The sequence below is a fragment of the Thiorhodovibrio frisius genome (assembly GCF_033954835.1).
GTDB lineage: Bacteria > Pseudomonadota > Gammaproteobacteria > Chromatiales > Chromatiaceae > Thiorhodovibrio > Thiorhodovibrio frisius.
This window is the reverse complement of sequence record NZ_CP121471.1, coordinates 4,454,244-4,473,021: the sequence shown is the minus strand read 5'-3', so window position 1 is coordinate 4,473,021 and position 18,778 is coordinate 4,454,244. Positions and strand designations below refer to the sequence as shown.

Here is an 18,778-nt window from a genome sequence, read left to right as displayed (position 1 = left end):
GCTGAGTTGCCTTGCCGCGCTCTTCAGCGATCTCGGCCCGGTCGCCAGTTTTCCCATGGGGTGCCCCGGACGGCTTCGGTTTAGACGGCTTAGGATGGCCAGACGCGCGCACCGAATTCTTATCGCATTGATTAAACCTTACTTCTAGGGAGGGGCTCATGTCCTCACGCAAAGAACTCGCGAACGCCATCCGTGCGCTCAGTATGGATGCCGTACAGAAGGCCAAGTCGGGTCATCCCGGCGCGCCCATGGGCATGGCAGATATCGCCGAGGTGCTGTGGAACGACTTCATGCAGCACAATCCTGCTAACCCCAACTGGGCTAATCGGGATCGATTCGTGTTGTCGAACGGCCATGGCTCCATGCTGATCTACTCTTTGCTTCATCTCACAGGTTACGATTTGAGCATTGAGGACTTAAAACAGTTCCGCCAATTGCATTCCAGAACTCCGGGTCATCCGGAATATGGCTACGCGCCGGGCGTCGAGACCACCACAGGTCCGCTCGGGCAGGGAATTACCAATGGCGTTGGCATGGCGCTGGCCGAGAAAATTCTGGCCGCCCAGTTCAATAAGCCGGGTCATGAGATCGTCGATCACAATACCTATGTGTTTCTGGGCGATGGCTGCCTGATGGAAGGTGTCTCCCACGAGTCCTGCTCGCTGGCTGGTGCTCTGGGGCTGGGCAAGTTGATCGCTTTCTATGACGACAACAATATTTCTATCGACGGCGAAGTGCGCGGCCATGGCGATACCCCAGCCTGGTTCCTCGATGATACGCCCAAGCGTTTTGATGCCTATGGCTGGCATGTGATCCCCAAGGTCGATGGCCATGATGCCGAGGCGCTGAAGGTGGCAATTGAGGCCGCGCGCGCGGTCAGCGACAAGCCCACCCTGATCTGCTGTCAGACCATTATCGGCTTTGGCTCGCCCAATAAGCAGGGCAAGGAAGAGTGTCACGGCGCGCCGCTCGGTGATGACGAAATTGCCTTGACCCGCGAGAAGCTTGGTTGGACCCATCCCCCCTTTGAGATTCCGAAAGCTATCTACGAGGGTTGGAGCGCCAAGGCGCGCGGTGCCGATCTGGAAAAGGACTGGAACAAGCGCTTCGCCGCCTACAAGAGCGCCCACCCGAGCGAAGCCGCCGAGTTCGAGCGGCGCATGGCCGGCGAACTGCCGGATGACTTCGATGCCAAGGCGTGGGAGTTCATCAAGGAAGTCGATGCCAAGGCTGAGAAGATCGCTACCCGCAAGGCCTCGCAGAACGCGCTCAATGGCTTTGGCCCGCTGCTGCCGGAATTGCTCGGCGGCTCGGCTGATCTCGCCGGCTCTAACTTGACGCTGTGGAAGGGCTGCAAGGGTGTCGGTCCCAAGAATGCCAGCGGCAACTACATTTACTACGGCGTGCGCGAGTTCGGCATGTCCGCCATCATGAACGGCCTGACGCTGCACGGCGGTTTCAAGCCCTATGGCGCGACCTTCCTGATGTTCATGGAGTATGCCCGCAATGCAGTGCGCATGGCGGCGCTGATGAAGATCACCCCGATCTTTGTCTACACCCATGATTCCATCGGCCTCGGCGAGGACGGTCCTACCCACCAGCCGGTCGAACAGGTCAGCATACTGCGCCTGACCCCGCGCTTGTCCACCTGGCGTCCCTGCGACGCGGTCGAAAGCGCGGTGGCCTGGAAGTGCGCCATCGAGCGTCAGGGCGCACCCAGCGCGCTGATTTTCTCCCGCCAGGGTGCGCCGCACATGAGCCGGACGGAGGATCAGCTCCGCGCTATCGAAAAGGGCGGTTATGTGCTGCGCGACTGCGAGGGCACGCCTGATGCCATCATCATCGGCACTGGCACCGAGGTCGAGCTGGCCGTGGCGGCTTGCGAGGCTCTGACCGCCAAGGGGCGCAAGGTGCGGGTGGTCTCTATGCCATCGATGGATACCTTCGATGCCCAGGACGACGCTTACAAAGCCGCCGTGCTGCCAGAATCCGTCCGCGCCCGAGTTGCGGTCGAGGCTGGCGTATCCAACCTATGGCCAAAATATGTGGGCATGCATGGCAAGGTCATCGGTGTCGACACCTTCGGCGAGTCGGCGCCTGCGGGCGATGTCTACAAGGCCTTCGGCGTCACCGCCGAGGCGGTCACGGCAGCAGTTGAAAGTCTGCTCTAAGTCTTTCGTGGACCAGCGCGCGCAAGAAAAGCAGCATGATCTGTATTTCACTTACTGAGGAGTTGTTCTTATGCCTTTGAAAGTCGGTATTAACGGTTTTGGTCGTATTGGTCGCATGGCATTTCGTGCCATCTCCAAGGAATTCCCTGACATGCAGGTGGTCGGCATCAACGACCTGCTCGATCCCGAGTACCTGGCCTACATGCTCAAGTACGATTCAGTCCATGGCAATTTCGCCGGCGACATCAGCGTCGACGGCAAGACCATGATCGTCAATGGCAACAAAATTCGCCTGACTGCCGAGCGCGATCCTGCCAACCTGGCCTGGGGCGATGTCGGCGCCGATCTGGTGCTGGAGTGCACCGGCTTTTTCCTCACCACCGAGAGCTGCCAGGCCCATATCGATGCTGGTGCCAAGAAGGTCGTGCAGTCCGCGCCTTCCAAGGACAGCACCCCGATGTTCGTCTATGGTGTCAACCATAAGACCTACGACGGCCAGGCCATTATCTCGGCGGCCAGTTGCACCACCAACTGTCTGGCACCCGTCTCTAAGGTGCTGCATGACAACTGGGGCATCAAGCGCGGCCTGATGACCACTGTCCATGCTGCCACTGCCACCCAAAAGACCGTCGATGGCCCGTCGCAGAAAGACTGGCGCGGTGGTCGCGGCATCCTGGAGAACATCATCCCGTCCTCCACCGGTGCGGCCAAAGCAGTCGGCAAGGTGCTGCCCGAGCTGAACGGCAAGCTGACCGGCATGGCCTTCCGCGTGCCGACATCTGACGTTTCCGTGGTTGACCTGACTTGCGAGCTCAACAAGGACGCGAGCTACGACGACATCTGCGCGGCCATGAAGGCGGCATCTGAGTCGGGCGACCTGGCCGGCGTGCTGGCCTATACCGATGAGAAGGTTGTTTCGACCGACTTCCGTGGTCACGGCACCCCGTCCATCTTCGACGCCGGTGCTGGCATCATGCTGGATTCAACCTTCGTCAAGGTGGTCTCCTGGTACGATAACGAGTACGGTTACACCTGCAACTTCCTGCGCATGGCGCAGCACGTCTCGTCCTGAACCATCTGTTTGCGACCGGCGCCCGCCCTCCAGGCGGGCGCTCCAGCCACCTCTGTTTGAGCGAATATACTAATGAAAAAAACGCTATTTCTGTTCGTGGCCTTATTTGGCTTTTCAGTGGCCGCCGTTGCTGAGGACTACTACGTCAATATCACGAACAATACGGGCTACACCATTGAGTACCTTTATGTGAGCCCCGGAAACTCGGATGAGTGGCAGGATGATGTGCTTGGCGAGGAAAATGTACTGCCGAATGGAAGCACTGGTCGTGTAATATTGACTGGGTATTCCGGGCCTATTTTCGATATCCGTGTTGAGGACAATGAAGGCGATACCTACACCTTTCCGGCTTTTAACGTGAAAGAGTACGATCTTGTGGTGGGGCCTGACGATATTGATTAGCCATCGCTCGATGGAGCCCGTGTGTTGTTTTTTTGAATTCTAGAGGAATGCTGCATCATGTCCTTCAAGAAATTGACCGATCTTGACCTTGCTGGAAAACGCGTGCTGATCCGATCCGACCTCAATGTTCCGGTGAAGGACGGTAAGGTGACCTCCGATGCTCGTATCACCGCATCCATGCCGACATTTGAGCACTGTCTGAAAGCGGGCGCCAAGGTCATGGTGATGTCGCACCTCGGACGCCCGGAAGAGGGTGTCTACTCCGAGGAAAATTCATTAGCGCCAGTCGCCGCAGATCTTGGAGCTAAGATGGGCCGTGAGGTGCGCTTGGTGAAGGATTATCTGGACGCAGCACCGGAAGTTGGCGATGGTGAATTGGTGCTGCTGGAGAACGTGCGGTTTAACAAGGGCGAGAAGAAGGACGAAGAAGCGCTGGCGAAACAATACGCAAGCCTCTGCGATGTCTATGTGATGGACGCTTTTGGCACCTCCCACCGCGCCCAGGCCTCGACCCATGGCGCCGGTAAGTTCGCGCCCAGCGCTTGTGCTGGCCTGCTGCTGGCTGCGGAACTCGACGCGTTAAAGAAAGCCTTGGCCGAGCCCAAGCGGCCCATGGTCGCCATCGTCGGCGGCTCCAAGGTATCGACCAAGCTGACGGTGCTTGAGGCTTTGTCCGAGAAGGTTGATCAACTGGTTGTTGGTGGCGGTATCGCCAACACCTTCATTAAGGCCGCTGGTCATAATGTCGGAAAATCTCTGTGCGAACATGACCTGGTCGACACCGCCAAGGCACTGATGGAGAAAATGACTGCGCGCGGCGCCACCATCCCCATCGCGACTGACGTGGTGTGCGGCAAGGCGTTCAATGAAAACGAGCCAGCCGTGCAGAAAAAAGTCGATGAGGTCGCCGATGACGACATGGTCTTCGACATCGGCCCGGACAGCGCCAAGGAACTGGCCGAGATTATCAAGAAAGCTGGTACCGTGGTCTGGAATGGCCCGGTCGGTGTGTTCGAGTTCGATCAGTTCGGCGCCGGCACTAAAACCATCTCCATGGCCATTGCCGAGACTGGCGCCTTCACTTTGGCCGGCGGTGGCGACACCATTGCCGCTATCCAAAAATACGACATCTACGACAAGGTGTCTTACATCTCCACCGCTGGCGGTGCCTTCCTCGAGTATCTGGAAGGCAAGACTCTGCCCGCCGTGGCCATGCTTGAGGCTCGCGCCAAGGACTGAACCCTGATGCCCAGACGGACCAAAATTGTCGCTACCCTAGGGCCCGCCACCGACGCGCCTGGGGTGCTTGAGGCCATGATGGATGCCGGTCTCAATGTGGTGCGGCTTAATATGTCGCACGACAGCCACGAGCGGCAGCGCGAACGTGTGCGTCAGGTGCGCGAGATGGCGCTCGCCAAAGGTCACCCCTTGGGCGTGCTGATCGACTTGCAGGGGCCGAAAATCCGCATCGGTCGCTTTGCCGATGGGCCAATCGAGCTGGCAGTGGGTGAAGATTTTTCCATTGATGCCGATTGCCCGCTCGAGGCAGGGGATTCCACCCGGGTTGGCACCACCCTGCCGAGCATGGTGGCCGATGTCAGCGCCGGCGATGTGCTGCTGCTCGACGATGGCGCGATTGAGCTTGAAGTCACCGCTATCACCGGTGCGCGCATCCAGTGTCGGGTGCTGCACGGCGGTAAGCTGTCGAACAGCAAGGGTATTAACAAAAAGGGCGGCGGACTCTCGGCGCCGGCCCTGACGGAAAAAGACAAAGAAGATATCGGCTTCGCCGCCGAGGTCGAGGCGGATTATTTGGCCGTGTCCTTTGTCTGTAACTGCGAGGATGTGCATCTGGCACGGGAACTCCTGCACGCCGCTGGCGGTCGGGGCGGTATTGTCGCTAAGATCGAGCGCGCCGAGGCACTGCCAGTGGTTGCCGATATCATCGATGCCGCCGATGTCATCATGGTCGCGCGCGGCGATCTGGGTGTGGAAATCGGCGATGCTGAACTACCGGCGGTGCAAAAGCGTCTGATCAGCCTGGCACGCGAGCGCAACAGCGTGGTCATCACTGCAACTCAGATGATGCAGTCGATGATCGAAAACCCGATTCCGACCCGGGCCGAGGTGTTTGATGTTGCCAACGCTGTTATCGACGGTACGGACGCGGTCATGCTCTCGGCAGAGACCTCCATTGGCCGCAATCCGGTCAAAGTGGTGGAGTCTATGTCGCGCATTTGCGCCGAGGCCGAGAAGGAACGCTTGGTGCGACGTTCCGGCCACCGCATCGACAGCGTTTTCGGACGGGTCGACGAGGGTATTGCCATGGCCGCCATGTACACTGCCAATCATCTAGGCGTCAAAGCCATCGCAGCGCTGACCGAATCCGGTTCCACGGTCAAATGGATGTCGCGAATCAGTTCTGGCATCCCCATTTATGCCATGACCCGCCAGGTTTCGACGCGGCGCAAGGTCACGCTCTTTCGCGGCGTTTACCCGGTGCGCTTCGATGTCTCCAGCACCGACATCCATCAGGTCAACAAAGAGGTGATCGAAGAACTCCTACGCCACGGCACCGTCCATCCGGGCGATCTGGTCATCATCACCAAGGGCGACCGCAGCGGTGTCGAAGGGCAGACCAACATCATGAAAATCATGCGCGTCGGCGAACATCATCTGCTGGTAGACGATTAACCTGTCTTAACCTGTCGCTCGCCTGTCTCTGCCAAGGTGTCCGTCGGTATCTGCCTGGGTCTTCGCCGGAGCGGGCGCGCGCCACCATTCAAACCGGGCTTGCATCCGGAACATCAAGTTTACGTCAACGTCACAGGAGTATCACTATGGCCCTCATCTCCCTTCGTCAAATGCTCGATCACGCCGCCGAACATCAGTATGGCGTGCCCGCATTCAATGTGAACAATCTTGAACAGATGCGCGCCATCATGGAGGCCGCCGACGAGACCGACTCGCCGGTTATCGTTCAGGCCTCGGCCGGTGCGCGATCATATGCCGGCGCCCCTTTTTTGCGCCATCTGATCCTCGCCGCTATTGAGGAATGGCCGCACATCCCGGTGTGCATGCACCAGGACCATGGTACCTCCATGCCCGTGTGCCAACGCTCCATCCAGCTCGGGTTCAGCTCGGTCATGATGGACGGCTCTCTGGGCGAGGACGGTAAGACCCCGACCAGCTACGAGTACAACGTGGATGTGACCCGCAAAGTGGTCGAAATGTCTCACGCCTGTGGTGTCTCGGTCGAGGGTGAACTCGGCTGCCTGGGCTCGCTTGAAACCGGCCAGGCCGGCGAGGAAGACGGTATCGGCGCTGAGGGCACGCTCGATCACAGCCAGCTGCTGACCGATCCCGATGAAGCGGCCGACTTCGTCAGCAAGACCCACGTCGATGCCCTGGCCATCGCCATCGGCACCTCCCATGGCGCCTACAAGTTCACTCGCCCACCGACCGGCGACATCCTTGCCATCGGTCGCATCAAGGAAATCAACGCGCGCATTCCGACCGTGCATCTGGTCATGCATGGGTCTTCCTCGGTGCCGCAGGAGTGGCTGAAGATCATTGATGAATTCGGCGGCGACATGGGCGAGACCTATGGTGTGCCGGTCGAGGAAATCGCCGAGGGCATCAAGCACGGTGTGCGCAAGGTCAATATCGACACCGACCTGCGCATGGCCTCCACCGGCGCCATTCGCAAGCATCTGGCGGAAAACCGCAAGAACTTCGACCCGCGCAAGTACTTGGCCGCTGCCACCAAAGCCATGCACGACATCTGTAAGGCCCGTTACGAGGCATTCGGAACTGCTGGCAACGCGAGCAAAATTCGAGCGCTGTCCCTCGAAGACATGACCACGCGCTATACTAAAGGCGAGCTTGATCCCAAGATCAACTAATAGTTGCCTTCAGTAAGCCAGTTGCACTGGAGGCAACCGGATCAAGGGCGCTTCGGCGCCCTTTTTTGTCTCGCCATGGTCGGCAAGTCAATCGCGCTGGTCCCCCGTTTGCGTGCCGAAGCCGGGAACTGCTAGCGCTTGGTCTGGCCACCAACCGAAGCCGGAGTCAGGCATTTTGGCCCGCGTACGCCCGAGGCGCATTTATCGGCCGCAAATTGTTACGGCCCGCAGGGAATGGGCCAATTGGTCGCTGATCGCGCTCCTTGTATTGGCTCCCTGGCCAATTTCTGTGTTTTCGCCTTGGCTTGCGCAGTTCTCTTTCCCGCGCCTTGCCAAAGCACCTTCGCCGCTCGAGCGCCAGGTAATGGCACTGCGTCAGGAACTCGGGTTGCAGCAGCACCGCTATGACCAACTGGCCGGGCAAATTGCGCAACTTGAACTCGACTTGCGTATCGATCGTCATGCGCATGATCTTGCAAGCGAGCAAATCCTTACCTTAAGGCTGGAGCGCGAGCAACTGACCCAGAGCGTCGCGGATTTGTATCAACTGCTGGGCGCGACGGACGCGTCTGAATTGGTCAAGCGATTGCAGCTTGACTCGGCGGATGGCCGGAGTTTCGGCTATCAGTTGGATCTGAGTCCCGAGTATTGGGACAGGCTTGCAACCGGCGGGGAATTGTCACTTTGGGTGACAGGGCGGTGGCAAGAAGACTTCCTGAATGCGTCCCTTGAGGAGCCTGAGCAGGATCGTATTCGCGTTGCGCTGCGCAGGGGCGCTAACGGCCAAGCGCTGGACGGCGATTTTCAACTGCCGGATGGTTTTAGCCCGGAGGCCCTGTTGATTGAGTTGCTGCCGGCTTCTGGCGTGCTGGGCGGAGCAAGGCAGGTCATCGCCTGGGATGTGGCCTCCGATTGGTGAGGTTTTTGGTCTTCCCGGCCATTATTGGTGTTGCGATGAACAAATCATCAACAACTTGCTTTTAAGATGCCGAAGGAATCTCGCTGATGTCGGAAGCAGCTATAAACAACACAGCAAACACCACAGCGCCGGGGGCGCTGATGACAGCCTTGCGCGCCAGAACCGCCGCGTTGCATGTCGCCACCGAGAATCTTAAGCTGATGCGCAAGCTGATGGCACCAGAGGTGGATCTCGGTACCTACCGCGACTACCTGGCTGCAATTGCGGCTCCCTACACTAGGGTGGAACCACACTTGCACAATCTTTGTGCGCCAGCGACTCTGGCGCGGCTTGGGGTGCAGCCGAAGTTGCCGGCGCTCGAGCGGGATTTGGCGGCCTTGGAACTCGAGCCATCGAGGTTACCGAAGGCTCTGAATGAACGCCTGAAGGACTTGGTGCGCGACGAAACGGACGCGCTTGGCGGGCTCTACGTGCTTGAGGGGGCGACCCTGGGGGGGCGGGTGATCTCCCAGCAGCTCACACGCAATCTTGGCTCTGCGGCAAACACCCTGCCGTTCGGGTTTCTCGGCTCCCGCGTCGATCCATCGCCGGCCAGTGGCTGGCGCCATTTCGGCACCGCGCTCGAGGCTGAAGTTAGCGCCGGTGGGCATGATCCCGAGCGGGTGCTGTCAGCCGCTGTCGCTGTGTTTGAGATTGTGCACCAGGGGCTCGGCAATAGCCGTTGCGCCAGAGATGCCCGCGAGGTAAATATCGGTTAATTTGTGACCATGCGGTCATAATAGTTGACCCTGTTGGCCGGAATATTGTAGTTTTTCCAGTTCGCTGGCAGACGCCGGCGTCACTCGCCTCCCGCGAGCAAGCATATTTTCTAAATCATTTTTCCTGTCGTGTGCCGCTGGCGGCACCTTGGCCGGGTTTTCTGTCCGCTTTTTCGCCGGGCAAGAAGGCGCTGGCCCCGGGTGTTCAATGGCCGGTACGGAGGTAGACCCGTGCAGCAAAGGCCCGCGCCTGACTCGTCATCCGAGCAGACCGCATCCCCGGATCAGCATCAGACACCGGATCAGCGCGCAAGCGTTCTCTCTGGTGCGGAAATCCTAATACAGTCGCTGATCGACCAGGGCGTGGAGACCGTTTTCGGCTACCCCGGCGGCGCGGTGCTGCACATCTACGACGCGCTCTTTCAGAAGAGCGATCAGATTCGCCATATCCTGGTGCGCCATGAGCAGGGCGCCGCCCATGCCGCTGACGGCTACGCGCGTGCCAGCGGCAAATGCGGCGTCTGCTTGGTGACCTCCGGTCCGGGCGCGACCAATGCCGTGACTGGCATCGCTACCGCCTACATGGACTCCATTCCCATGGTGGTGATTACCGGCCAGGTGCCAACGCCTGTCATTGGCAGCGATGCCTTCCAGGAAGTGGACACCGTCGGCATTACCCGCCCCTGCGTGAAGCACAATTTTCTGGTCAAGCGGGTCGAGGATCTGGCTGAGACCATCGCCAAGGCCTTTCATATTGCGACCTCCGGGCGCCCTGGTCCGGTGGTGGTCGACGTGCCCAAGGACGTGACCGATCCGGGCATCAAGATTCCCTACCAATTCCAGCCCAATCTCAAACTGCGTTCCTACCAGCCGGCGCTCAAGGGCCATCTCGGTCAGATACGCAAGGCGTTAGAGGCCATGGTCGGTGCCAAGCGCCCGGTGTTTTACACCGGCGGCGGTGTGATTTTGGGCAACGCCCACGAACCCCTGATCGATCTGGTGCGTGCGCTCGGTCATCCCATTACCAGTACCCTGATGGGTTTAGGTGCCTACCCTAGTACCGATAGCCAATTCCTCGGCATGCTCGGCATGCATGGCACCTACGAGGCCAACATGGCCATGCACGAGACCGATTGCCTGATTGCCATCGGCGCGCGCTTCGACGACCGGGTCACGGGCAAGATCGAGCATTTCTGCCCGCATGCGACCATCATTCATATCGATGTCGACCCTTCGTCCATCTCCAAGAACGTGCGGGTGGATATTCCCATCGTTGGCCCGGTCGAAACGGTACTGGCCGACATGCTTGGCTTGCTACGCGAGATGAAGGCGCAACCGGACAAAGCGGCCATTACGGCCTGGTGGGAGCAAATTGACGCCTGGCGCAAACTGGACTGCCTGTGCTATGACCGCGAGAGTGAGCTGATCAAGCCGCAATTCGCCGTGCAGACACTTTACAAGGTGACCGGGGGCGATCTCTACCTGACTTCCGATGTGGGTCAGCACCAGATGTTTGCCGCCCAGTTTTATCCTTTCGACAAGCCCAGGCGCTGGATTAACTCGGGCGGGCTGGGCACCATGGGCTTTGGCCTGCCGTCGGCTATGGGCGTGCAAATCGCGCATCCCGAGGCCCAGGTGGCCTGCATCTCGGGCGAGGCGAGCATTCTGATGTGCATTCAGGAGCTGGCGACCTGCAAGCAGTACGATCTGCCGATCAAAATCATACTGCTCAATAACGGCTACATGGGCATGGTGCGCCAGTGGCAGGAGTTCTTCTACGAGAGCCGTTACGCGCACAGCTATGTGGATGCGTTGCCGGACTTCGTTGCCCTGACCGAGAGCTTCGGCCATGTTGGGATGCGGGTGGACAAGCCCGGCGAGCTCGAAGCCGCTATGCAGGAGGCCTTTGCCATGCGCGACCGCCTGGTGTTCCTCGATGTGATCGTCGACCCGACCGAGAACGTCTACCCGATGATCGCAGCTGGCAAAGGCCAGCACGAGATGCACCTGCCGCCGACGATCTCCCAGCGTGAACTGGCCTAAGCCCCCTTTCTTTAAGCCCAGCCTTTACCGCTCTCCCTGGACAAAGTGATGAGACACATTCTTTCCATGCTGGTCGAAAACGAGTCGGGCGCCCTGTCGCGCATCGCGGGGCTCTTCTCCGCGCGCGGCTACAACATAGAGTCCCTGACCGTGGCGCCCACTGATGACCCCACCCTGTCGCGCATGACCCTGGTGACCTGCGGCAACGACGACATCGTCGAGCAGATCAAAAAGCAGCTCAACAAGCTGATCGACGTGGTCAAGCTCGCCGATCTGTCCGAAGGGCCGCACATCGAACGCGAGATGATGCTGATCAAGCTGCGCGCCAAGGGCGCAGATCGCGAGGAACTCAAGCGCCTGACCGAAATCTTCCGCGCCAAGATCGTCGACGTGACCGAGGCCAGCTATGTGGTCGAGCTGACTGGTACTTCAAGCAAGCTCGATGCCTTTATCCAGGCCGTGCCTGACGGGCTGATCACAGAGGTGGTGCGCTCCGGGCCGAGTGGCATCGGGCGGGGCGAAAAAGCACTGGCGCTCTGATACCCATGCGTCCAGCGTTTTGGACTGTGTGATCAGAGCTGGATTCTTCCGCGACCTTGCAATATCCGCGTCAGCCGCCGGCGAGTTTAAAACCCAATTGTTTGCGCCCCGCGTACCCCATTATGCAGCCCAGAACGCACCGGAATCCGTTGCGATTTCGGCAGCAAGTTTTTACCACTGACTGAATTTTACTGAAGGATTCTCCTGTTATGGCAATCAACGTTTACTACGACAAAGACGCCGACCTCTCGCTGATCCAGGGCAAAGAGGTCGCCATCATCGGCTATGGCTCCCAGGGGCATGCTCATGCCAATAACCTGAAAGAGTCGGGCGTCTCGGTCACCGTGGGTTTGCGTCCAGGCTCCTCCTCGGCGGCCAAGGCGAGCAATGCCGGGTTGCAGGTCAAGGACATCCCTGAGGCGGTCGCTGGTGCCGACGTGGTGATGATTCTTGCCCCCGATGAGCATCAGGCCAAGCTGTATCGCGACCAGATCGCGCCGAACATTAAGCAGGGGGCCGCGCTGGCCTTCGCGCACGGGTTCAACATCCATTTTGGTCAGATCGAGCCGCGTGCCGATCTCGACGTGATCATGATCGCGCCCAAGGGTCCCGGCCATCTGGTGCGCTCCACCTATACCCAGGGCGGCGGCGTGCCGAGCTTGATCGCGGTGCAGCAGGATGCCAGCGGTAAGGCGCGCGACATCGCCCTGGCCTACGCCTCAGCCAACGGCGGTGGCCGTGCCGGCATCATCGAGACCAACTTCCGCGAGGAATGCGAAACCGATCTGTTCGGCGAGCAGGTGGTCCTCTGTGGCGGCCTGACCGCACTCATCCAGAACGGCTTCGAGACCCTGGTCGAGGCCGGCTATGCGCCCGAGATGGCCTACTTCGAGTGCCTGCACGAGGTCAAGCTGATCGTCGACCTCATCTACGAGGGTGGTATCGCCAACATGCGCTACTCCATCTCCAATACCGCCGAGTATGGCGATCTGACTCGTGGCCCGCGCATCGTCACCGATGAGACCAAGGCCGAGATGAAGCGTGTTCTCGGCGAAATCCAGAACGGTTCTTTTGCGCGTGAATTCATCCTTGAGAACCAGGCCGGTGCGCCGCGCATGAAAGCCATGCGCCGTCTGAGTCAGGAGCATCAGATCGAGGAAGTCGGCGCCCGCCTGCGCGAGATGATGCCCTGGATTCGCGAGAAGCAGTTGGTCGACAAATCCAAGAACTGAGGCGATTGGCGGACAGTCTCATCGCGGATGAGGCAGGATCCCGGTTTGCCTTTTTACAGAAGGGCGAGAGCCGGTGGCGCGCAGTGTGGGGGCAAGGCGGCACTGATCAAGTGTTGCGATCTTTGTGCCAGACTAGCGAGCAAGGGTTCAATGCCGCACTGAAGTGCGCGGGCGGTACTCAAACACTGTACAGACTGCCTTGCTACTGATGGCGCTGGCAGGCATAGTACGAGCGCATGGTGCGAATTCCTTGTCTGGCATGTGCCGAGCTGCCGATGCTTGTATGGCGCGGTGGCCTGTGCATCGGCCATGGATCTTGCTTCTATAAGCAATGGGAAATTGGTTTGCGGTTTTGGGTCGGGTGACGGACGCGGGGTCTCCCGGCGGCAAGGGTGCCGCCGGGAAGCCTCCCTGGATGCAAAGGGGGAGGTATTCACGGCGTTTTTCGTGGCCGTCACCCAGCCCAAACCGAGCCGAAATGCCATAGGGTTTGGGTATATATATGGATTTTTGTTTCGAGATGGCGATTTATCATGAATACAAAAGAGTTGAATGACGCGATCGGCCAACGGTTGAGAGAGGCGCGCCAAGCGCAGGGCCTGAGCCTGGCGCAGTTGTCGGAGAGGACGGGTAACGAGCTGTCAAAGTCCCGCATCAGCAATTACGAGCAGGGTATTCGCCGAATGGGCATCGAACAGGCGCAGACCCTGACGCAGGCGCTAGGTACAGTGTCACCAGTGTATTTGCTGTGCCTGGATGACTCGGCACCCGAGTTGTCCCCGGAGGAACAGCGTCTGATTGGCAATTTCCGCGCTGCCGACCCAACCGGGCGCCTGCGGGTGCTCGAAGCGGCCGAAGAAGCCAAGAACGGGTGATATTTTTACTGCGAATCACACGGATGCATTATCCGGGGTGGTCGGGACCATGAGCGTTAGGCGGGCTAAAGGTTCCGTGCCTCAGAGGGCGCAATGCGCGCAACCTGTTGGTGTGGGCGGTGCCTATCAAATGAGTTCAGCCAGATGAGTTCAGCCACTGACACAGACGGCAATCGCCGGCGCTTCCAGCGTATCGGCCTCGACCGCGAGGTGCGGGTTGAGGCGATGGATCAGGAGACCCAGTGCCGGCTGGTCGATATTTCGCTGCGCGGTCTGCTGCTGGATGCCTGTGAGAGTTGGCAACCGGTGCTTGGGCAACTGGTCGATCTGTCTGTGGTGCTCGATGAGCAGGGTAGTATGCGCATTCAGGTCAAAGGCGAAGTCAGGCACCTGGACGCCGGACAGATTGGTGTCCATGTGCTGGAAATGGACTTGGACAGCGTGGCGCAACTGCGGCGGTTGGTCGAGGTGAATCTGGACGACGATTCGCGGCTTGATCTCGAATTGCAGGCCATGCTGGTTGAGCGCGATCCCACCGACTGAACAGGCTGCTGAATCGGTGGACTGAATCCTTGCAGGTGCCCTCGGCAACAGGAGGACCCTAACCGATGAAAGCCATGGTAATGAACGGACCGGGCGGCCCCGAGGTGCTCGTTCCGTCCGAGCTTGATGATCCCCGGATCGAATCACCGCACGCGGTTCTGGTGCGCGTGCAGGCCGCAGGTGTGAACCCGGTCGACACCAAGATCCGCAGTCGCGGCCCGATGCGCGCGGCCACCGGACCGACGGTACTCGGTTGCGACGGTGCCGGCGTGGTCGAAGCCGTGGGCACGGAGGTGACCCGGGTGCGACCCGGTGACAGCGTCTGGTATTGCAGCGGCGGACTAGGCGGCATGCGCGGCAATTATGCCCAGTTCAATCTGGTCGACGAGGCGCTTATCCAGCCTCTGCCGGCGGGGCTTCCCATCGATCAGGGCGCTGCCGCGCCCTTGGTGCTGATCACCGCCTGGGAGGCGCTGCATGATCGCGCTGGTATCAGGCCTGGTCAGCAGGTGCTGATTCATGGCGGCGCGGGTGGTGTTGGCCATGTCGCCATTCAGCTTGCGGTCGCTGCCGGCGCGCGCGTGGCCACCACGGTCAGCAGCGCCGAAAAGGCGGACGTTGCGCATCGTCTCGGCGCTGAGTGCGCGATCAATTATCGCGAGGAGTCTTTGATCGAGGCTATATCCGACTGGACTCAGGGGCGTGGCGTGGATATTGCGCTTGATACCGTCGGTCCTGAGGTTTTCCGCCAGACTATCCCCGCCATGGCGCTTTATGGTGATCTGATCACCATTCTCGATCCTGGTCCGGATATTGACCTGAGCGAAGCGCGCCTGCGCAATCTACGCATCAGTCTGGAACTGATGCTGACCCCGCAACTGCGCGATATCGGTGAAGCCCAGGCGCGTCAGGGCTGGATTCTCAGCCAGTGCGCCGAACTCATGGAGCGGGGTCAATTAGGCATTCATGTCAGTGAGTCTTTGCCCTTCACCCAGGCAGCCGAGGCTCATCGTCAGCTCGAAGCGGGCGGGATGAGCGGCAAATTGGTGCTGCGCATCGACCCTTGACGACTTTGGCGCCTATGTCCGGTGTGTTGTCTCTCGCCGGTGACGCGTGAGTGACCCGACCCCTTTACCGCAAAGGCTGCGGGTCGCTCTGCTGGCGGATACGCACGGGCAGATTGATCCGCGCATTCTTGCCCTAGTGGCGGACTGCGACATGGCCGTGCATGGCGGGGATATCGGCTCGGTGGCGGTGCTGGCGAGTCTTCAACCCAAGCTTGGACAGGTCTATGCAGTGCGGGGCAACAACGACGTCCATCGTGACTGGCCGGTTGCAGACCAGGCGCTACTTGAACGCATTCCCGGGCGAGCCCAGGTGGACCTGCCGGGCGGTCTTTTGGTGGTTGAGCACAGCCACCGCATGGCAGCGGCTGGGCGTCATGAGCGGCTGCGCCGACGCTATCCTCAGGCGCGGGCCATCGTTTATGGGCATAGTCACCGTCTGGTGGTGGACTGCGAGTGCCTGCCCTGGGTGCTGAACCCGGGCGCAGCCGGGCGTTCGCGTACCTGCGGCGGCCCTTCCTGTCTGGTGCTGACGGCGAGTCTTGATCGTTGGGAGATCGATGAGCACCGTTTTGCGCTGCCACCGCGATCAAAACACCAGACTGCGGCCAGACTCTGAGCGATCCGCCGAGCGACCGCTCGTCGGAATCGGGCCGAGTTTGGGCAAAATGGGGCTGCCAAACCGAGCGGGATTTGAAAACTGCGCTACACTTTTAATTATGGCTCCTGACACAGGAGTTCAAAACGCCCTGACCCAGGGTGCGCGCCCAAGGCGCCAGCAGCATAAGGCCGGCATCCGCCGGCCTTAATCTTTTGGCGGATGCGCTACACTGCCGGGCATGAGCAAGAGCCCAGATACCCCGCCCAAATCCCTGCTGCGCCTGGTCGGGCGCGCCATCGCCGACTATCGCATGATCCAGCCCGGTGATCGCGTGCTGGTTGCAGTCTCCGGTGGCAAGGATTCTTTGTCATTGCTACAGATTCTCCGTCATCTGCAACGGCGTGCGCCGGTGCACTTCGAGCTTGGCGTCATCACGGTCGATCCGCAAGTGCCGGGTTTTGACCCTGAACCGCTGATTGGCTATTACAGCCAGCTTGGGCTCGACTATCTCTACGAGCGCCAGCCGATCATGGAACAGGCGCAAGCGCACATGGATGGCGATTCTTTTTGCGCTTATTGCGCGCGCATGAAGCGCGGCATCATGTATCGGCTGTGCCGCGAGCATGGTTATGGGGTGCTGGCGCTTGGGCAGCATCTTGATGATCTGGGCGAAAGTCTGATGATGTCCATGTTTCACGGCGGGCAGTTGCGCACCATGAAAGCGCACTATCGCATCGACGCAGGCGATCTGCGCGTCATCCGCCCGCTGGTCTATTGCCGTGAGCGCCAGACTTGCGCCTATGCCGAGACCGCCGCGCTGCCGGTGGTGCCAGATTCCTGTCCGGCCTGTTTTGACAAACCGACCCAGCGCGACTACTTCAAGGGATTGCTCGCGCGCGAGGAGCAGGCCAATCCGCGCCTGTTTGGCAATTTGCTGAGCGCGATGCGTCCGCTGCTGACAGAAGGCGACCTTTGATCTGGTGCATCTCGCCCGGCTCCGCCCAACACTCTCCAGTACTGATTGTTCAAGAACCGGCCCCAGAGAACGATACAGAGGGTAAGGCTCCGCGAAAAATGGAGCTGATGAAGGCAGGGATTTTCGGGACAGGGAGTCGCCTTCTGTCAGGGACTGAGCTGGGCGGAGCAGAGCAGGACCGGTCACGGCCAAAGAAAGGATTCTGGCAGGTCGTGACTGGTCGTTTTCCGCACAGACCTTGAGGCGGACCCTCGGGCACACCTTCGAGGCTTGACCATGTTTGATCGATTGGATGCCATACAACCCATTTCCTCCACCCGTTTTGGCCAGGCGATGGGCAGTGATGAAAACGAGCACTACCCAATGCTCGATGGGCGCGCGGTGCCGGGCAAAAGCGGCAAGCGCAGCGATCAGCGCGGCAGCGAGCGGCGTTCGGCAGAAAGGCGCCGCAAAGAGCGACGATTCAAGGAGCGGCGCGACGATGATCGCCGAGGCGGTCTGCGCATGGTTACGGAACGTCGCCTGGAAGATCGGCGCGATCTTGATCGACGCGATACTGATCGCCGCCGCAACGAGCGCCGCCTGCCAAGTGCACCCAGGGTCAACCTGCGCGGCCCGGCGATGTTTCCGTCAGGCTGGGGGCGCGCTCGCAGCCCGGTGGTTGACGACTACGCCTGATTTTGATGCGGTCGGTGATCCTTACCGTGACACAGTCGCTTCATTATCCGGGCTGGCCGGGACCATGCGCCTCAGGCTCCCGCTTTGCGCAGTAAGATTGCTGCTGTTCCGCGGCAGCCAGAAATGCCAGCAAGCGCGGACTGTATTCAGGAATATGCTCGCTTGAGTCATGATCCCCTCCGGGAATGACCAGCAGCTCTAGCCCTCCCGGAGCGCCTGATTGGGCAATCATCTGAGCATCAGTGATCGGCACCGCCCGGTCAGCATCGCCATGTACCAGCAGCACCGGGCAGGGGATGGCCTTGATGGTGTTCACGGGCGCAATGGTCTCGAAGCGATGGCCGATGACCCATTCCACATAACGCGCGACCAGCGCGATGACGGGGGACGGCAGACGGATCTGGCGCAGATAACGCGCGGTCACCCAACGCGGGTGGGCGAAGGTGGACAGGCTGACCACGGCGGCTAAGTCATTGCGGCGCGAGGCACTGAACAATGCCGCGCCGGCGCCAACTGAGTGACCAATCACTGTGATGGAGGCTGCCGCATCGGACTGATTTGCTTGCAGCCAGGTGATGGCGGCGTCCAGATCCTCGGCAAAACGGGGCAGCGAGGAAAAGGTCGCTCCCGGGCTGCGGCCATGGTTGCGCGCATCAAACAACAGCACATTGTAGCCACCACCATGCAGGGGCAGGGCGAGCGGCAGCATTTGCTCGGCATTGCTGCCCCAGCCGTGCAGAATAATGACCGAACGACGGCTGTTTTCAGCAGGCAGCCACCAGCCAAACAGCGGCTTGCGGGCGCGACCCGGGATTGCCACGGTGGCAAAAGGCAGACCGAGTGTGCCGGGATCAGACTGCTCGGGCAGACGTTTGGCGCGAAAGCCGAGCTGGATAGCAAGATGAAATAGCAGCCAGGCCAAGATCAGGCCGGCTGCAAGGGAGGCGAACTGGAATGGCGAGGGCATCATGGATGCCAGAGTTTGCGCGGTCGGCCGAC

18 protein-coding genes are annotated in these 18,778 nt (G+C 60.1%); 17 read left to right on the top strand and 1 reads right to left on the bottom strand.

What is annotated here, in order from left to right:
• Nucleotides 1-158 precede the first annotated feature (158 nt).
• From tkt to Thiofri_RS20405, 17 genes are all read left to right on the top strand, one after another.
• Nucleotides 159-2,171 carry a transketolase gene (gene tkt, locus Thiofri_RS20485; RefSeq protein ID WP_009147997.1) on the top strand — a complete coding sequence of 671 codons (2,013 nt, stop codon included), beginning with the start codon at nucleotides 159-161 and terminating at the stop codon, nucleotides 2,169-2,171.
• A gap of 70 nt (nucleotides 2,172-2,241) precedes the next feature.
• A complete protein-coding gene (gap, locus tag Thiofri_RS20480) occupies nucleotides 2,242-3,243 on the top strand; it encodes a type I glyceraldehyde-3-phosphate dehydrogenase (protein ID WP_009147996.1) in 1,002 nt (333 codons plus the stop codon).
• 72 nt (nucleotides 3,244-3,315) lie between these two features.
• Nucleotides 3,316-3,645, top strand: coding sequence for a hypothetical protein (locus tag Thiofri_RS20475; RefSeq protein WP_009147995.1), 330 nt, complete (start codon nucleotides 3,316-3,318; stop codon nucleotides 3,643-3,645).
• A gap of 57 nt (nucleotides 3,646-3,702) precedes the next feature.
• Nucleotides 3,703-4,884 carry a phosphoglycerate kinase gene (locus Thiofri_RS20470; protein ID WP_009147994.1) on the top strand — a complete coding sequence of 394 codons (1,182 nt, stop codon included), beginning with the start codon at nucleotides 3,703-3,705 and terminating at the stop codon, nucleotides 4,882-4,884.
• Nucleotides 4,885-4,890: 6 nt separating this feature from the next.
• The gene (gene pyk, locus Thiofri_RS20465) at nucleotides 4,891-6,339 is read left to right on the top strand and encodes a pyruvate kinase (protein WP_009147993.1); all 1,449 of its coding nucleotides are present in this window, start codon (nucleotides 4,891-4,893) and stop codon (nucleotides 6,337-6,339) included.
• A 146-nt stretch (nucleotides 6,340-6,485) separates the two neighbouring features.
• On the top strand, nucleotides 6,486-7,550 hold the full coding sequence (gene fba / locus Thiofri_RS20460; RefSeq protein ID WP_009147992.1) for a class II fructose-bisphosphate aldolase: 1,065 nt from the start codon (nucleotides 6,486-6,488) through the stop codon (nucleotides 7,548-7,550).
• A gap of 364 nt (nucleotides 7,551-7,914) precedes the next feature.
• The gene (locus tag Thiofri_RS20455; protein WP_009147991.1) at nucleotides 7,915-8,469 is read left to right on the top strand and encodes a DUF6776 family protein; all 555 of its coding nucleotides are present in this window, start codon (nucleotides 7,915-7,917) and stop codon (nucleotides 8,467-8,469) included.
• An 86-nt stretch (nucleotides 8,470-8,555) separates the two neighbouring features.
• Nucleotides 8,556-9,227 (top strand): biliverdin-producing heme oxygenase, encoded by a 672-nt coding sequence (locus tag Thiofri_RS20450; RefSeq protein WP_009147990.1) that lies wholly within the window; start codon nucleotides 8,556-8,558, stop codon nucleotides 9,225-9,227.
• Between the two features lie 333 nt (nucleotides 9,228-9,560).
• The gene (ilvB, locus tag Thiofri_RS20445; protein WP_040856216.1) at nucleotides 9,561-11,270 is read left to right on the top strand and encodes a biosynthetic-type acetolactate synthase large subunit; all 1,710 of its coding nucleotides are present in this window, start codon (nucleotides 9,561-9,563) and stop codon (nucleotides 11,268-11,270) included.
• Between the two features lie 48 nt (nucleotides 11,271-11,318).
• On the top strand, nucleotides 11,319-11,810 hold the full coding sequence (ilvN, locus tag Thiofri_RS20440; protein WP_009147988.1) for an acetolactate synthase small subunit: 492 nt from the start codon (nucleotides 11,319-11,321) through the stop codon (nucleotides 11,808-11,810).
• Nucleotides 11,811-12,025: 215 nt separating this feature from the next.
• Nucleotides 12,026-13,042: a ketol-acid reductoisomerase gene (gene ilvC / locus Thiofri_RS20435; RefSeq protein WP_190275827.1), complete on the top strand. Its 1,017-nt coding sequence runs from the start codon at nucleotides 12,026-12,028 to the stop codon at nucleotides 13,040-13,042.
• 533 nt (nucleotides 13,043-13,575) lie between these two features.
• Nucleotides 13,576-13,917, top strand: a complete 342-nt coding sequence (locus Thiofri_RS20430) for a helix-turn-helix domain-containing protein (RefSeq protein ID WP_009147986.1) — start codon at nucleotides 13,576-13,578, stop codon at nucleotides 13,915-13,917.
• 144 nt (nucleotides 13,918-14,061) lie between these two features.
• Nucleotides 14,062-14,460, top strand: a complete 399-nt coding sequence (locus Thiofri_RS20425) for a PilZ domain-containing protein (RefSeq protein WP_040855586.1) — start codon at nucleotides 14,062-14,064, stop codon at nucleotides 14,458-14,460.
• Between the two features lie 65 nt (nucleotides 14,461-14,525).
• Nucleotides 14,526-15,527 (top strand): zinc-binding dehydrogenase, encoded by a 1,002-nt coding sequence (locus Thiofri_RS20420; protein ID WP_009147984.1) that lies wholly within the window; start codon nucleotides 14,526-14,528, stop codon nucleotides 15,525-15,527.
• A gap of 46 nt (nucleotides 15,528-15,573) precedes the next feature.
• Nucleotides 15,574-16,143 (top strand): metallophosphoesterase family protein, encoded by a 570-nt coding sequence (locus Thiofri_RS20415; protein WP_009147983.1) that lies wholly within the window; start codon nucleotides 15,574-15,576, stop codon nucleotides 16,141-16,143.
• 220 nt (nucleotides 16,144-16,363) lie between these two features.
• Nucleotides 16,364-17,101 carry a tRNA 2-thiocytidine(32) synthetase TtcA gene (locus tag Thiofri_RS20410; RefSeq protein ID WP_009147982.1) on the top strand — a complete coding sequence of 246 codons (738 nt, stop codon included), beginning with the start codon at nucleotides 16,364-16,366 and terminating at the stop codon, nucleotides 17,099-17,101.
• 276 nt (nucleotides 17,102-17,377) lie between these two features.
• A complete protein-coding gene (locus tag Thiofri_RS20405) occupies nucleotides 17,378-17,779 on the top strand; it encodes a hypothetical protein (protein ID WP_009147981.1) in 402 nt (133 codons plus the stop codon).
• A gap of 43 nt (nucleotides 17,780-17,822) precedes the next feature.
• Here Thiofri_RS20405 and Thiofri_RS20400 read toward each other — a convergent pair whose 3' ends face one another.
• Nucleotides 17,823-18,749 (bottom strand): alpha/beta hydrolase, encoded by a 927-nt coding sequence (locus Thiofri_RS20400; RefSeq protein ID WP_009147980.1) that lies wholly within the window; start codon nucleotides 18,747-18,749, stop codon nucleotides 17,823-17,825.
• Nucleotides 18,750-18,778 lie beyond the last annotated feature (29 nt).

Coding starts and splice junctions, on each gene's coding strand:
- Thiofri_RS20425 (WP_040855586.1), top strand. CDS start 14,062: ATGAGTTCAGCCACTGACACAGACGGCAATCGCCGGCGCTTCCAGCGT.
- Thiofri_RS20410 (WP_009147982.1), top strand. CDS start 16,364: ATGAGCAAGAGCCCAGATACCCCGCCCAAATCCCTGCTGCGCCTGGTC.
- Thiofri_RS20430 (WP_009147986.1), top strand. CDS start 13,576: ATGAATACAAAAGAGTTGAATGACGCGATCGGCCAACGGTTGAGAGAG.
- Thiofri_RS20405 (WP_009147981.1), top strand. CDS start 17,378: ATGTTTGATCGATTGGATGCCATACAACCCATTTCCTCCACCCGTTTT.
- pyk (WP_009147993.1), top strand. CDS start 4,891: ATGCCCAGACGGACCAAAATTGTCGCTACCCTAGGGCCCGCCACCGAC.
- Thiofri_RS20475 (WP_009147995.1), top strand. CDS start 3,316: ATGAAAAAAACGCTATTTCTGTTCGTGGCCTTATTTGGCTTTTCAGTG.
- Thiofri_RS20400 (WP_009147980.1), bottom strand. CDS start 18,749: ATGATGCCCTCGCCATTCCAGTTCGCCTCCCTTGCAGCCGGCCTGATC.
- fba (WP_009147992.1), top strand. CDS start 6,486: ATGGCCCTCATCTCCCTTCGTCAAATGCTCGATCACGCCGCCGAACAT.
- Thiofri_RS20455 (WP_009147991.1), top strand. CDS start 7,915: ATGGCACTGCGTCAGGAACTCGGGTTGCAGCAGCACCGCTATGACCAA.
- Thiofri_RS20450 (WP_009147990.1), top strand. CDS start 8,556: ATGTCGGAAGCAGCTATAAACAACACAGCAAACACCACAGCGCCGGGG.
- Thiofri_RS20470 (WP_009147994.1), top strand. CDS start 3,703: ATGTCCTTCAAGAAATTGACCGATCTTGACCTTGCTGGAAAACGCGTG.
- ilvN (WP_009147988.1), top strand. CDS start 11,319: ATGAGACACATTCTTTCCATGCTGGTCGAAAACGAGTCGGGCGCCCTG.
- tkt (WP_009147997.1), top strand. CDS start 159: ATGTCCTCACGCAAAGAACTCGCGAACGCCATCCGTGCGCTCAGTATG.
- Thiofri_RS20420 (WP_009147984.1), top strand. CDS start 14,526: ATGAAAGCCATGGTAATGAACGGACCGGGCGGCCCCGAGGTGCTCGTT.
- gap (WP_009147996.1), top strand. CDS start 2,242: ATGCCTTTGAAAGTCGGTATTAACGGTTTTGGTCGTATTGGTCGCATG.